The sequence below is a fragment of the Serratia sp. NFX21 genome (assembly GCF_048517035.1).
GTDB classification, from domain to species: domain Bacteria; phylum Pseudomonadota; class Gammaproteobacteria; order Enterobacterales; family Enterobacteriaceae; genus Serratia; species Serratia quinivorans.
The window spans coordinates 3796445-3810347 of record NZ_CP183196.1; the positions used below are offsets into that span (position 1 = coordinate 3796445).

Annotated in this window: 11 protein-coding genes and 2 tRNA genes; 9 read left to right on the forward strand and 4 right to left on the reverse strand. The window is 55.0% G+C overall.

All coding sequences use genetic code 11. The features are described 5' to 3' along the window. Positions 1-4: 4 nt before the first annotated feature. Positions 5-691 carry a cysteine hydrolase family protein gene (locus ACNT1W_RS17835; protein WP_261422136.1) on the reverse strand — a complete coding sequence of 229 codons (687 nt, stop codon included), beginning with the start codon at positions 689-691 and terminating at the stop codon, positions 5-7. Positions 692-855: 164 nt separating this feature from the next. On the opposite strand from ACNT1W_RS17835, the gene ACNT1W_RS17840 reads away from it, so the two are divergent. Continuing rightward, on the forward strand, positions 856-1818 hold the full coding sequence (locus ACNT1W_RS17840) for a GlxA family transcriptional regulator (protein ID WP_017893338.1): 963 nt from the start codon (positions 856-858) through the stop codon (positions 1816-1818). A 99-nt stretch (positions 1819-1917) separates the two neighbouring features. Here the strand turns inward: ACNT1W_RS17840 and ACNT1W_RS17845 are convergent. Then, positions 1918-2007, reverse strand: a tRNA-Ser gene (locus ACNT1W_RS17845). Between the two features lie 92 nt (positions 2008-2099). Here ACNT1W_RS17845 and mtfA point away from each other — a divergent pair. Further along, complete coding sequence (gene mtfA / locus ACNT1W_RS17850) at positions 2100-2888, forward strand: DgsA anti-repressor MtfA (protein ID WP_419245944.1); 789 nt, start codon at positions 2100-2102, stop codon at positions 2886-2888. 102 nt (positions 2889-2990) lie between these two features. Continuing rightward, positions 2991-3066: transfer RNA gene (locus tag ACNT1W_RS17855), tRNA-Asn, on the forward strand. A 131-nt stretch (positions 3067-3197) separates the two neighbouring features. On the opposite strand, the gene ACNT1W_RS17860 is transcribed toward ACNT1W_RS17855, so the two are convergent. Beyond that, a complete protein-coding gene (locus ACNT1W_RS17860; protein ID WP_419245945.1) occupies positions 3198-3833 on the reverse strand; it encodes a dTMP kinase in 636 nt (211 codons plus the stop codon). A gap of 552 nt (positions 3834-4385) precedes the next feature. On the opposite strand from ACNT1W_RS17860, the gene ACNT1W_RS17865 reads away from it, so the two are divergent. Together ACNT1W_RS17865 and ACNT1W_RS17870 are read left to right on the forward strand one after the other, a co-directional pair. Then, positions 4386-6365 carry an alkyl/aryl-sulfatase gene (locus ACNT1W_RS17865; protein ID WP_012145832.1) on the forward strand — a complete coding sequence of 660 codons (1980 nt, stop codon included), beginning with the start codon at positions 4386-4388 and terminating at the stop codon, positions 6363-6365. Positions 6366-6417: 52 nt separating this feature from the next. Beyond that, positions 6418-7209, forward strand: a complete 792-nt coding sequence (locus ACNT1W_RS17870; protein ID WP_012145833.1) for a hypothetical protein — start codon at positions 6418-6420, stop codon at positions 7207-7209. 168 nt (positions 7210-7377) lie between these two features. On the opposite strand, the gene ACNT1W_RS17875 is transcribed toward ACNT1W_RS17870, so the two are convergent. Beyond that, a complete protein-coding gene (locus tag ACNT1W_RS17875; protein WP_419246878.1) occupies positions 7378-8418 on the reverse strand; it encodes a LacI family DNA-binding transcriptional regulator in 1041 nt (346 codons plus the stop codon). A 219-nt stretch (positions 8419-8637) separates the two neighbouring features. Between ACNT1W_RS17875 and ACNT1W_RS17880 the strand changes: the two genes are divergently transcribed. From ACNT1W_RS17880 to ACNT1W_RS17895, 4 genes are all read left to right on the forward strand, one after another. Next, positions 8638-9666, forward strand: a complete 1029-nt coding sequence (locus tag ACNT1W_RS17880) for an ABC transporter substrate-binding protein (RefSeq protein WP_112362473.1) — start codon at positions 8638-8640, stop codon at positions 9664-9666. A 107-nt stretch (positions 9667-9773) separates the two neighbouring features. Further along, entirely contained in the window at positions 9774-11999 is a 2226-nt protein-coding gene (locus ACNT1W_RS17885; protein WP_419246879.1) for an ABC transporter permease, read from the forward strand. Next, entirely contained in the window at positions 11996-13057 is a 1062-nt protein-coding gene (locus ACNT1W_RS17890; RefSeq protein WP_012145837.1) for an ABC transporter ATP-binding protein, read from the forward strand. Before ACNT1W_RS17885 ends, ACNT1W_RS17890 begins: the two co-directional genes overlap by 4 nt. A 24-nt stretch (positions 13058-13081) precedes the next feature. After that, complete coding sequence (locus ACNT1W_RS17895; protein ID WP_261408727.1) at positions 13082-13870, forward strand: inositol monophosphatase family protein; 789 nt, start codon at positions 13082-13084, stop codon at positions 13868-13870. Positions 13871-13903: the final 33 nt, after the last annotated feature.

Genomic DNA, 13903 nt, shown 5'->3' on the forward strand with positions numbered 1-13903 from the left:
CCGCTTAATTCACCGGCAGCGCCAAGACCTGATCGGTGGTTTTGATTTCAGCAAACACATCGGCTACCCCGGCCAGCGCAGCGCGTTGCAGCACGGCGTGATTCACAATTTGGTTATCCCAGGTAGCCAGATCGCGGGTGGCGGTGGCATCCTCGGGAATAATCACCTCATAGCCCAACGGCACCGCATCGCGCGCCGTTGAAGAGACGCACATATGGGTCATCAACCCACTCACTACCAGCTTCTTGATACCCGCCTGCTTAAGTTGCTTATCCAGATCGGTGCCCACAAATGAACTGGGGGTGGCTTTGGTGATCACCCGATCATTGCCCGACGGCTGCAGATCCGGATGGAACTCGGCGAACTTGCTACCTTCGGCAAACAACGGCCCATTTGCCGGGCCAATATGCCGAATAAAAAACACCGGCATCTTGTGCTGATGGGCAAAACTGACCAACCGTTGCGTGTTCATCAGCGCTTTATTTCCGTCGGGGATGGGCATCTTGCCGATGAAGTATTCATTCTGAAAATCAATCACCAATAGCGCTGTAGCGTTAACCGGTAAAGATGTACTTGCCTGCGCACCGCTCATGGTGCGAATGGTAGGCGCCCTTTGCTTATCATCGGCAAAACCCAGGCTGGAGGTAGCCATCGAGAGTGCCAGTGCAGTACCGGAAATCAGTTTTTTCATTTTGGTTTATCCTTGTGAGAACAACAAAACAGCACGTCGTTTCCTGCTGCGGTCGGGTTCAATTCTGCAGGTTGCAGTGATATGGCAACAGGTAGTCTAATAACCAAAAGCGATATCATCGGGCCAAATCGTCCACATAGGGTTACTGATAAAAAGGAAGCAGTATGGCGCCACTTAAAGTGGGTATCGTGGTTTTTAACAACATCATCCCGTTTCACCTTTCGGTGCCCTGTGCGGTGTTTGAGAAGGCACTGAACAGCAACGGGGAACCGGCCTATCAGCTGTTGATTTGCGCCACCGAACCCGGCCCATTAAAGACCAACGCTGGTTTCTCGATAGTGGCAGATCATGGATTAGCGGCGTTGGCGCAAGCCGATATGGTGATAGTGCCCAGCTGGTGCAATCCCGAAGTCCCGCCATCACCACAACTTATCGACGCCCTGCTAGACGCCCATGCGCGTGGTGCTACCCTGGTCGGCCTGTGTGTCGGAAGCTTCGTTCTGGCGGCGGCCGGCTTACTCAACGGCCGTCCGGCAACCACCCATTGGCAATGGATGGCGGATTTTCTGCGACGATATCCCCAGGTGTCGATAGACCAGAATGTGCTGTACGTGGATGACGGCGATATTGTCACTTCCGCCGGCACCGCCGCCAGCATCGACTGCTGCCTGCACCTGGTACGCAAGCACTGTGGTGCGGAGAGCGCCAACGCGGTGGCCAGGCAGTTGGTGGTGCCGCCACACCGTCAGGGCGGCCAGGCACAGTTTATCGAGCAACCGGTGTATAACACTGTGGGCGGTGACCGTTTTATGCAAACGCTGAGTTGGGCAACGGAAAATCTGCAGCAACCGCTGACGCTGGATGCACTGGCGGACAAAGCCTGCATGAGTCGCCGCAGCTTTACCCGGCGCTTTCAGCAAACTACCGGCACCAGCGTCATGCCGTGGTTGCTGAATCAGCGGCTGGCGATGGCGCAGCGCTTTCTGGAAAAAACCGACCAGCCCGTCGAGCGCATTGCGCAGGCCGCAGGTTTCGCCACTGCGTTGTCAATGCGCAGGCATTTTCAGCGGCAGTTCAAGACGTCGCCGTCTTTATATCGCAAGGAGTTTCGCGTTACGGAAAAATAAGCCGGTCATTCTTACTGGCAGCGGTGGAATTCGGTGATGCTGTGAAGGGCTATCTGTGACGGGGATCGTTGAAAGAATTTTATCTAAGTGATTGAATAATGGCGGAGAGAGGGGGATTTGAACCCCCGGTAGAGTTGCCCCTACTCCAGTTTTCGAGACTGGTCCGTTCAGCCGCTCCGGCATCTCTCCTTCTAGTGCTTGCTATCATGCCCCTTTTTGCGGCATTTTTACAGGGTTAGCCTCCAGCCGAATGTTCAAGTGACGACTTTACGAGCAACGTGATGATTAAATGGCCGTGGAAAACGCATCAACCGCAGGCGGAGACGCTTGCCCAGTGGCAGGACGCATTGGCAATTCCCCTGCTCTCTCCGCTGGATGAGCGGGAACAACAACGGCTGATCGTCGTTGCCGGGCAGATCTTGCAGCAAAAAAGTATCGTCCCGTTGCAAGGGTTGGTGCTGACCTCGCAAATGCAGGCGCGTATTGCCCTGTTGTTCGCTTTGCCGGTGCTGGAACTGGGCGCCGAGTGCCTTGATGGTTTCAATGAGATCCTGCTCTACCCTACGCCGTTTGTTGTGGAAGATGAATGGCAGGACGACTTCGGCCTGGTGCACTCCGGGCCGGTGGTGCAATCCGGCCAAAGTTGGGAACAAGGGCCCATCGTGCTCAACTGGCAGGACGTGCAGGACTCTTTTGATCTCTCCGGCTTTAACCTGGTGATCCACGAAGCGGTACACAAGCTGGACATGCGCAACGGCGGCAGTGCCACCGGTATTCCACCGATCCCGCTACGCGATATCGCCGCCTGGGAACATGACCTGCACGCCGCGATGGAAAACCTGCAGGACGAGATCGACATGGTCGGCGAAGAGGCCGCCAGTATGGACGCCTACGCGGCGACCGATCCGGCTGAATGTTTCGCGGTGCTGTCGGAGTACTTTTTCAGTGCGCCCGAACTGCTGGCCAACCGTTTTCCGGTGATGTACCAGCATTTTAGTCGCTTCTATAAGCAGGATCCTCTCGCACGTTTACAGCGGCTTCAGGCTGAAAACAGCGCAGAAGTCCCATAATCCAGCCCGCTTTGCTCAGATGCTGAGCAGTCGCACCGAATAGGCGAATTTAGCGTTGACACATTCTGGGTGGCTGGATATGATGCGCCCCGTTCAGACAATTCCTCTGTAGTTCAGTCGGTAGAACGGCGGACTGTTAATCCGTATGTCACTGGTTCGAGTCCAGTCAGAGGAGCCAAATTCGAAAGACCCGCTTAAGGAGACTTAGGCGGGTCTTTTGCCGTTTGGTATTATTGAATCTCTGACAGAATCAGATTTTATCCATAACGATGCCGCGTTAACGGCGTTGAAGGTATAGCGTCAGAGCTTTTAAGCGGTATACGAATGACTATGGGCATCCAGCACTCTGTAGATCTCAGAAATCACCTGCATCGTTGCGTCTTCGATCATTCCTTCATTACGGCATAAAAACCAGCCGCGATTTGCAATTTCTCGCTCGAACGCGCGAGTACAAGCAACATGCTCTTCCAGCTTATGAATCACCGTACTGCTTAGCCCACGTGGTCGGGCCGCGGCCCTCGCCCATGAAATATCTGGCGCAGTAACAACCCCGACATGCAGGTCTGGCGTTCGCACGTTTCGTTCAATGTTAAGCTGTAAAATCTCTGCAAATGGAACCATCCGACGAAACGCGGCATCCGAGGGATACCAGCGATCCATCAGGATAATGCTGTCCGCTGGCTGTTTAGTCAGCACGTGCCGGGAAATCCATGCACGGCTATCAGCAAAGCGCTTACAGACCTCCAATTCCAAATCCAGGTTGGGATTTCTGGCGAGTTTGTTAACAAGGGCCATTGTCTCCCCCCTGTAGGGATCGCTTTTTTTCTCGCAAAGTCGGATCACCTTCTTGTTGTCTGCCCTTAGTACTTTCGTAATGGCTTCCAACAGTGTGGTTTTACCGGCTCCCTTGGGCCCATCCAGAGCAACAAACAGCTGACGACTCATTGTTCAAATGACGATTGATAGAGGTTTTTTGTAAAGCTTGAATCTGGCAAAAGCATCTTACTTCCTTGGTTTGAATAACTGCCTCCCTCTTCGTTCATCGGGGCAGCTGGCGCGTCAGCGCGAATCGGATACAGGGTTTTTATCTACAGACACTGATGAACATTCTGGCAACGGTTCTAACTCACTCGTTCAAAAACCCAGGATTACAGCCGTTTATGGTCATTGCCCATATATTGTGACCTGCGCGATGCAGTTTAAGGGATCCGCTTAGAAAACGGAAAACATCCCACCTTAAACCTATTTTTTAAGCAGACAGGCGGGCAGCTGTGAGCGAGGGACGGACATACTCCACTGCTAAAAGACTTTTGAGGCAATTAGTCCCGCAAGCATAAAATATTTGTATCTATTAATGGCGAAATGTAACTACTTGGTTATATTTAAAAAATGAAAATGACCAGTGGCCATTTTAATTATTTGAATTAATTAATAATTTCAAGAAGTAATTATTTGATAAGGCTGAGTAGTTATAAGGTTTTCACATGGGGGTTACAAATGAGACTTACGTTGATCGTCAAAAGTCTTGCACTGGCAGGGTTCCTCTCTTCCAGCGCACTGACACCTTTGTTCGCGCAGGAAGCACCAAAAGGTGCCACCGCGTCAACAAAGCAAGCTAACGATGCACTTTATAACCAGCTTCCTTTCTCCGATAACACCGATTTCACGAATGCCCACAAAGGCTTTATCGCCGCTTTACCTCAGGAGGTGATTAAAGGCGAGCAGGGAAATGTTATCTGGAACCCACAACAGTATGCATTTATCAAAGAAGGGGAAAAATCCCCTGACACTGTAAACCCGAGCCTTTGGCGACAGTCTCAGTTGATCAATATCAGCGGTCTGTTTGAAGTGACTGAGGGTGTTTACCAGATCCGTAACCTTGATTTATCCAACATGACCATCATTGAGGGTAAAGAAGGGATTACAGTCGTTGACCCGCTGGTTTCAGCAGAAACAGCAAAAGTCGGCATGGATTTGTACTTCAAAAATCGCGGTAATAAACCCGTTGTCGCCATCATTTATACCCATAGCCACGTTGACCACTATGGCGGCGTGCGTGGTGTGGTAGACGAAGCGGATGTTAAGTCCGGGAAGGTAAAAGTTTATGCGCCAGCAGGCTTTATGGAAGCTGCTGTAGCCGAGAATATTATGGCCGGTAACGTTATGAGCCGCCGTGCCAGCTATATGTATGGCAACCTCCTTAAACCCGAAGCTACTGGCCAGGTGGGGGCGGGTCTGGGGACAACCACCTCAGCAGGTACTGTGACGCTGATTGCACCAACTAACATCATCGATAAAGACGGCCAGAAAGAAGTGATTGACGGTCTGACTTACGATTTTATGTTGGCGCCGGGTTCCGAAGCACCGTCTGAAATGCTGTGGTTCATCGAAGAGAAGAAACTCATCGAAGCCGCAGAGGATGTGACTCACACCCTGCACAATACCTACTCGTTGCGCGGCGCGAAAATTCGAGAACCATTGCCGTGGTCGAAATACATCAACGAAGCCATAGTGCGTTGGGGTGACAAAGCTGAAATTATTATGGCTCAGCACCACTGGCCGACCTGGGGTAACGAAAACGTTGTTGGCCTGCTGAAAAGCCAGCGTGACTTGTATCGTTATATCAACGACCAGACCCTGCGTATGGCCAACGAAGGCCTGACACGCGATGAAATTGCTGCCAACTTCAAACTGCCAGACAGCCTGGCGAAGACCTGGGCTAACCGCGGCTATTACGGCTCCATCAGCCATGACGTGAAAGCAACGTATGTGCTGTATCTCGGCTGGTTCGATGGCAACCCGGCAACGCTTGATGAATTACCGCCGGAAGAAGCAGCGAAGAAATTTGTTGAATACATGGGCGGTGCCGATGCGATTCTTCAGAAAGCAAAAACCGACTTTGACCAGGGTAACTACCGTTGGGTTGCTCAGGTGGTTAGTAAAGTGGTGTTTGCCGATCCAAATAACCAGAATGCGCGTAACCTGGAAGCGGATGCACTGGAACAACTGGGTTACCAGGCTGAGTCCGGCCCATGGCGTAACTTCTACCTGACCGGTGCTCAGGAGTTGCGCAATGGTGTGGTTAAAGGCCCAACACCTAATACAGCAAGCCCGGATACCGTTCGCGCGATGACGCCTGAAATGTTCTTCGATTTCCTGGCGGTACATATCAACGGTGAAAAAGCGGGTAATGCCAAAGCGGTGTTTAATATCGACCTGGGCAGCGATGGCGGTAAATACAAGCTGGAGCTGGAAAACGGAGTACTGAACCATACTGCTAATGCTGAAGCGAAAGACGCTGATGCCACGATTGTTCTGAACCGCGACACGCTTAATAAAATCATCCTGAAAGAAGAAACCCTGAAACAGGCTGAAGATAAAGGCGAGGTTAAGGTCACCGGTAACGGTGCGAAGCTCAATGAGATGTTGGGCTATATGGACAAGTTCGAGTTCTGGTTCAATATCGTTACACCATAAATAATTCCCCCTGTGGCGTCACGGCTGCAGGGGACTTACTTAAGGTAATCCTATGCGTCTTTCATACTCGATTTTGCCTTCAATATTATGCCTTGCTTCATGTTATGCCTATGCAGCTGAAGAGCATGCCCCGGATGCGGCGCAGGCAAACAACCCTCTGGCGAATATGACTGCATTTAATATGCAGAACTATTACATCGGGGATGTGAGCGGTACGGATCAGGATGCCAATCAGTTCTGGTTCCGTTATGCGCAGCCTTTTTCATTAGGCGATAGCAAATGGTTGTTACGGGGTTCATTACCGGTTAATACCTATCCGGTTGCGCCAACCTATGGTCATAAAACAGGTTTAGGTGATCTGAACTTATTTGCGTCGTGGCTTATTGATACCGGCAATCCGGCAGTGAGTTTTGGTTTCGGTCCGCAAATAACGGCGCCGACTGCTACTGAAGATGCTCTGGGAACAGAGAAATGGTCTGCGGGTCTGGTCAACGTGCTCTTTAATGCCAGTTCACCAAAATTCCAGTTCGGTTATCTGGCCTCATGGCAGCATAGCTTTGCCGGAGAAGACAACCGCAGCGACGTGAATCTCGGTACTTTCCAGCCATTTTTATTCTATCAGTTAGGTGGAGGTACCTATCTGCGATCTGCCCCTATCTGGGTCTACAACTTCCAGAATGACAGCTACAGTGTTCCGCTGGGTTTAGGTATTGGACAGGTTATCAAGCAAGATAAAACCGTCTACAACTTCTTTGTGGAGCCTCAGGGCTCGGTTGCAGACCGTGGTCCAGGACAGCCTCGCTGGCAGATTTTCTTCGGGTTAAACCTTCAGTTCCTGAATTAATCCTTTTGTGGTTAATTCTTTTATTCGAACCAGATTGGGCCACAGCCAAATGAATGGCATGCAATTTCCGCGGCTAATAGAAAATGGTGTTGACCTGAGCTGCCATGTAACTTAGCAAGTTCCGCCGGATCTGCCAACGCGCCATGCACAATCTGAAATGAAGGAAACTCAGGCCCCGCGAATGGTGCCACGCCAGACAAAATCAGCATGGTACAGCCGGGTTTCACCCGGCATCTCCTGCCCCAGTGCCGGCATCATGCTCTCTTCTTTCTTCTCTTCGGCCACCAGCCACGCAACCGAATCCTGAGCAAATATCGCCACCGGCTGGGTAAAAGTGGTGAGATGGTAAGAAGACCAGGCCGCCTGCGGAATATCGTCGTAGCCCGCAACACAAAGATCTTCAGGAATACGCAGCCCAAAGCGATGGCGCGCCTCGTCCATAAAGCCGCAGGCCAATAAATCCGTGACGCAAAACACCGCATCAGGCCGCTCGCGCCGGGTCAACAGGCGGTGCGCCAGGATCTGACCGCTCTCATAGGAGGTGGTACCGAAGCGTTCGACGCTCACCGGTAACCCCGCCGCTTCCGCTGCCTGCAGAAAACCCCGTTCACGCGCCATCAGGCTGGGCGTACCGGCCAAAGAGTTGGCAAAAGCGATGCGTTGGCAGCCCGCACGGGCGAACGCCATCACCACTCTGCCCGCCGCTTCTTCGTTATCCAGCCGGATGCTGAGTGAGCCGGGCAAGGTGTCATCACGGTTAATCAGCACCAGCCGCTGGCCGTGCCTGTGACACAGCCGGGCAATGGCGCTGTCGGGCATGCCGGATAGCACAAAGGAGGCATCTGCCCGGAAGTTTATCGCCTGTTGCAGTGCCTGGGAGACGCTGTCATCGGAGCGATCGGTGTTAATCAACATGGCTATTTTGCCCGCATCCTGCAAATGCTGAGTCAGCAAACGCACCAGGCTGGCCCGGTAAGGGGTCGCCAACTCTGAAACGATCAGGCAAACAATGCCGCTGCGGTTACGTACCAATCCCCGAGCCAAATGGTTAACGTGATATCCCAGTTCTTCAGCCGCCCGCATCACCTTCTCGCGGGTCGCCGCCGACACGCTGGCACCAGACGTATAAGTCCGCGAGACCGCCGATCGGGAAACTCCAGCCAATTCCGCCACGTCTTTCGCACTGATAATCGCCTTGTCCACCGCCATCTTCATATCCATCCATTTTCTGCTCTGCGAAAAGTTTGCCGCACTTTGCAAAGCTGTGCAAATTTTTATCGGTAAGAATGTTTCATTTTTGTGACGAGAAGGTTGAATTGTTTCATTGCGCGATTGACAGCACAATTTTTATCCTCTAGTTATTTGCACACACGTGCAAAAAGAATAGGCGACAACGTATCGCCACCCTACACAACCAAGGAGAACACCATGCATCGCGTTACTCTGATAGCGGTCCTCGCCGCTGGCTCTGCACTCTCTGCTTCACCTGTTTTCGCCGCTGGGAAATTGAACATGATCTGTTCCGCCGATGTGGTGGTCTGCGAACAGATGACCAACCTGTTCGAGAAACAGCACCCGGATATCAAAGTCAGTATGGTGCGCCTCTCCGCCGGGGAAGCCTACGCACGTATTCGTACCGAAGCCCGTAACCCGCGCACCGATATTTGGTGGGCAGGCACTGGCGATCCGCATATGCAGGCCGCGGACGAAGGGTTAACCCAGCCTTATAAATCCCCGTTGCTTGATCAACAGCACGACTGGGCACGTAAACAGGCGGAAAGCGCCGGTTACCGCACCGTGGGTGTTTATGCCGGGGCGCTCGGTTGGGGTTACAACACCAAGCTATTGGCGGAGAAAAAACTCAAGGTGCCTGCCTGCTGGAGCGACCTGCTGGACCCGGCCTACAAAGGCGAGATCCAGATGGCTAACCCAAATTCTTCCGGTACCGCTTACAACACCCTCGCCACTCTGGTGCAAATCATGGGCGAAGAGCCGGCCTTCGACTACCTGAAAAAGCTCAACGCCAATATCTCGCAGTACACCAAATCCGGCTCGGCGCCGGTGAAGGCAGCGGCACGCGGCGAAACCACCGTCGGTATCGTGTTTATGCATGATGCCGTCGCAATGCAGGTCGATGGCTTCCCAATCAAAGCAGTAGCCCCGTGCGAAGGCACAGGTTTTGAAATTGGTTCGATGTCGATCGTCAAAGGCGCACGCAACCTCAATGAGGCCAAGGTGTGGTACGACTGGGCGCTCAGCGCTGATGCGCAATCGCACATGAAAGACGCCAAATCCTTCCAGTTGCCGTCAAATCGTAACGCGGCGATTTCCGAATATGCGCCACGCTTTGAGAACATCAAACTGATCGATTACGACTTTAAAACCTACGGCGCGACAGAAAAACGCAAGGCACTGCTCAGCCGCTGGGATAAAGAGATCGGCGCCAGCGCCCAATAATTCACGTCCCTTTCCTCCCGAATGTGACGCGCTCTGCGACAAACCGGGCGAGGTAACTCTCGCCCATGCAAAGTGCGGTGACGGAAATATGAACTCTCGAGGTTATGATGAATGCTCAAAACCGCCGCCTGGACGGGGCCCTCGTGCTGGGCGCACTGGCCGTATTGCTACTGCCCTGGTACAGCCAGGAAGCCGGGTTCTTCGACTTTGGCTGGCTGAGTACGCTGTGGCGGGATCAGGCCAGTGCCCCCGCGCTGTGGCAAATACTGGCCTTTCAACGCCCCTGGCTGCTGATTGCCCTGCTGATGCTGCTGGTTTGCGCGCCGGCACGCCTGCTGCCGGTGAGCCGCCTGCGCTCGCAACTGCTGATGTGCGCCAGCGTCGTCGGCATCGTATTTTTGCTGTTTGAAGGCCACGCCATCGGCTACAGCGGTTGGAACTGGCAGTGGAGCGATCAGCTGTTTGGCACGCTCAGCGACGGCCAACCCGCCTTTGGCGCCGGTGCCATTTTGCTGATCACCACCTTTTTGCTGTTGTTCTCTTTTGCACTGGCCGAACGCGGCGTGCTGAAGGGGGATGCCTTTGTGGTGGCCGCCATCGTGCTGTTGGTCGCGCTGGTGACCACCTTCGTGCTCTACCCGGTTCTGAGCATGTTTGTCTCCTCGGTACAGGACGTGGATGGCTCGTTTAAACCCGACGGCCTGATCGCCAATATGCAGGATCCGGCCATCTGGAGCCTGGGTTGCCTGAAAGGCGGCAGTTGCGGTACCGCCTGGCGCACCCTGACCCTGGCGTTGATGACCGCCAGTGGTTCCACGCTGCTCGGCCTGGCTTTTGCGCTGGCCGCCACCCGCACGCCGCTGCCGTTCAAAAAAGGGCTGCGCCTGCTGACCGTACTGCCGATCATCACGCCGCCGTTTGTGATTGGGCTGGCGCTGATGCTGCTGTTTGGCCGCGCGGGCGTGGTTACCGAACTGCTCGCCAGCCTGTTTGGCATCGAGCCAGGTCGCTGGCTGTATGGCCTGACCGGCATCTGGATTGCTCAGGTGCTCTCTTTCACCCCGATAGCCTTCCTGGTGCTGATTGGCGTGGTGGAAGGGGTCAGTCCCTCGCTGGAAGAAGCCTCACAGACGCTGCGCGCCAACCGCTGGCGTACCTTCCGCTATGTTTCACTGCCGCTGATGGCCCCCGGTCTGGCCAACGCCTTCCTGATCAGCTTTATCGAAAGCATGGCGGACTTCGGCAATCCGATGGTGCTGGGGGGCAGCCACGGCGTGCTGTCGACCGAGATCTTCTTCTCGGTGGTCGGTGCGCAAAACGATCCAAGCCGCGCCGCCGTCCTGGCGATCATCCTGCTGTGCTTTACCCTCAGTGCCTTTATCTTGCAGCGCCTGTGGCTGGCGGGGAAAAACTTCGCCACCGTCACCGGCAAAGGAGATTCCGGCACCCACTGCGGGCTGCCACGCGGCTTGCGCTATGCCGTTTACGCGTTGGTGATCCCCTGGGGACTATTCACGCTGGTGGTCTACGGCATGATCCTGATCGGCGGTTTTGTGCAGTCCTGGGGGCTGGATAACAGCCTGACGCTGGCTCATTACGCCCGCGCCTTCGGTTTCCAATGGAACAGCGGCCAGATTGTCTGGACCGGGGTCGCCTGGAACTCGTTCTGGACCACGCTGGAAATTGCCCTGATCGCCGCGCCGCTCACCGCCATTGTTGGCCTGCTCACCGCCTGGCTGATCGTGCGGCAGAAGTTTGCCGGTCGCCAGACCTTTGAGTTTATGCTGATGCTCAGTTTTGCCATCCCCGGCACGGTGATCGGCGTCAGTTACATCATGGCGTATAACCTGCCGCCGCTGGAGATCACCGGTACCGCACTGATCCTGGTGGCCTGCTTTGTGTTCCGTAATATGCCGGTCGGCGTGCGCGGTGGCATCGCCGCCATGAGCCAGCTGGATCGCAGCCTGGATGAAGCCTCGCTGACGCTACGCGCCAGCAGTTTCCGCACCCTGCGCAAAGTGATCCTGCCGCTGCTGAAACCCGCTATCAGCGCAGCTCTGGTTTATGCCTTTGTGCGGGCAATTACCTCGATCAGCGCGGTGATTTTCCTGGTCAGCGCTCAGTACAACATGGCCACCTCCTACATCGTCGGGCTGGTGGAAAACGGGGAATACGGCGTGGCTATCGCCTACTCCTCGGTGCTTATCGTGGTGATGCTGGCGGTGATCCTCAGCTTCCAGTTGCTGGTGGGCGAACGTCGCCTACGCCGCGCAATAACTGCTACCCCGCCGGTGACGCCACCCGCGGCCTTACATCAGGAGAATGCCCTATGACTGCCATTCGCTCCGGCTCGGTGGTGTTTGAGAACGTCACCAAACAGTTTGCCGACTTCACCGCCCTGCCCGGCCTTTCGCTCACCGTCGAACCCGGCACGCTGGTGACGCTGCTCGGCCCTTCGGGCTGCGGCAAAACCACTACCCTGCGCTTGCTGGCCGGCCTGGAACACCCGACCTCAGGACGTATTCTGATCGGCGGCAAAGATGTCACGCATCTGCCTGCCAATGAGCGCGACGTGGCTATGGTGTTCCAGTCCTACGCCCTGTTCCCACATATGAATGCGCTGGACAACGTGATGTACGGCCTGCTCGCCAGCGGCCTGCCGCGTAAAGAAGCGCAGGATCGGGCGCGTGAGGGGTTGAAGCTGGTCGGCCTGGAAAACATGGGCCAGCGCCTGCCCGCCGAACTCTCTGGCGGCCAGCAGCAGCGCATTGCCGTGTCGCGTGCGCTGGTTTTGGAACCCCAGGTGCTGCTGCTCGACGAGCCACTGTCCAATCTTGACGAACGGCTACGCCGCCGGGTGCGCACCGAGATCCGCGACTTGCAGCAGCGCCTTGGCTTTACCGCCGTGTATGTCACTCACGATCAGGAAGAGGCTTTGGCGGTCTCCGATAAGATTATCGTCATGAAAGAAGGGCATATTGCCCAACAGGGTGCGCCACAGGAGCTGTATCACTCGCCGGCGTCGGTGTTTATCGCCGACTTTATGGGCGAGGCCAATATTCTGCCTTGTGACATTGAGCGGGTAGATAACGGCGAGGCGCTGATCACCCTCGGCAGCCGTCAGTACCGGGTGCCGGGCGCTAAAGCCCGCCCCGGCGCCGCCCAACTTTCGGTGCGGCCACAGTTTATTACCCTGCAGCCAGAGCAGACCGGGGCATTAAACGGTGAAGTGACCCACAGCGCCTGGCTGGGGGACCATATCGAATATGAAGTGAAGACCGATCTCGGCGCGCTGTTTATTGTCGATGTGCAGATGGAACGCCAGCTGACGCCGACCACTCGCGTCGCCATTGATTTCAAATCGCAGGGGCTGGCGCTGATTGCCCAGTAAGCCGCAAAATATTAAGGAGCTAAAATGAATGAGCTGATTTCCCAACGCCTGACGCTGGCCGAGCAGGCGGCGCGTGCAGCCGGCGACAAAGCGCTGGACTATTTTAACCGCCGCGAAAGCCTGGTGATTGAAACCAAACGCGATGCGCAGGACGTGGTATCGATAGCCGACCGCGAAGTTGAATTGCTGATCCGCGAGAAAATCGCCCAGCATTTCCCGGACGACGGTTTTTTGGGGGAGGAGTTTGGCCTGCAGCCGGGTGACTCTGGCTACACCTGGGTGGTAGATCCGATCGACGGCACCAGCCCTTTTGTTAACGGTATGCCGAACTGGTGTGTATCGATTGCGGTTATTCATCAGGGTGAACCGGTGATCGGGGTGATCGTCGCCCCTTGTCAGCAAGAGTGCTTTGTTGCGGCACGCGGTGCAGGTGCCACGCTTAATGGCAAACCGCTGCGGGTGGATCCCCAGCGCACCATGCAAAACCACGTCACCGGTTTTGGTGCCAACAGCTATGTAACGCCCGAGCGCGTTGGCGAAATAGCCGCCGCGATCACCGCCGTGGGCGGCAATTTCTTCCGTAACGGTTCCGGTGCCATGATGCTGGCCTGGGTTGCCGCAGGAAGACTGGTGGGTTATTACGAGCCTTATATGCACGCCTGGGATTGTCTGGCGGGTTACTGCCTGGTTAATGAAGCCGGTGGCTGGACCCATCCGTTTAATACCGACGGGGAACATCTGCTGCGCGGCGGGCCGGTGCTAGCGGTCGCGCCAGGGGCCAAACAAGATTTAATGCAGATCGCGCAACTGTAATTTGACCAGGTTCACTACAGGGGCGCAGCATGC

Excerpts from the sequence above, each read along its gene's own strand:
- ACNT1W_RS17835 (WP_261422136.1), bottom strand. The coding sequence starts at position 691 with ATGAAAAAACTGATTTCCGGTACTGCACTGGCACTCTCGATGGCTACC.
- ACNT1W_RS17840 (WP_017893338.1), top strand. The coding sequence starts at position 856 with ATGGCGCCACTTAAAGTGGGTATCGTGGTTTTTAACAACATCATCCCG.
- mtfA (WP_419245944.1), top strand. The coding sequence starts at position 2,100 with ATGATTAAATGGCCGTGGAAAACGCATCAACCGCAGGCGGAGACGCTT.
- ACNT1W_RS17860 (WP_419245945.1), bottom strand. The coding sequence starts at position 3,833 with ATGAGTCGTCAGCTGTTTGTTGCTCTGGATGGGCCCAAGGGAGCCGGT.
- ACNT1W_RS17865 (WP_012145832.1), top strand. The coding sequence starts at position 4,386 with ATGAGACTTACGTTGATCGTCAAAAGTCTTGCACTGGCAGGGTTCCTC.
- ACNT1W_RS17870 (WP_012145833.1), top strand. The coding sequence starts at position 6,418 with ATGCGTCTTTCATACTCGATTTTGCCTTCAATATTATGCCTTGCTTCA.
- ACNT1W_RS17875 (WP_419246878.1), bottom strand. The coding sequence starts at position 8,418 with ATGGCGGTGGACAAGGCGATTATCAGTGCGAAAGACGTGGCGGAATTG.
- ACNT1W_RS17880 (WP_112362473.1), top strand. The coding sequence starts at position 8,638 with ATGCATCGCGTTACTCTGATAGCGGTCCTCGCCGCTGGCTCTGCACTC.
- ACNT1W_RS17885 (WP_419246879.1), top strand. The coding sequence starts at position 9,774 with ATGAATGCTCAAAACCGCCGCCTGGACGGGGCCCTCGTGCTGGGCGCA.
- ACNT1W_RS17890 (WP_012145837.1), top strand. The coding sequence starts at position 11,996 with ATGACTGCCATTCGCTCCGGCTCGGTGGTGTTTGAGAACGTCACCAAA.
- ACNT1W_RS17895 (WP_261408727.1), top strand. The coding sequence starts at position 13,082 with ATGAATGAGCTGATTTCCCAACGCCTGACGCTGGCCGAGCAGGCGGCG.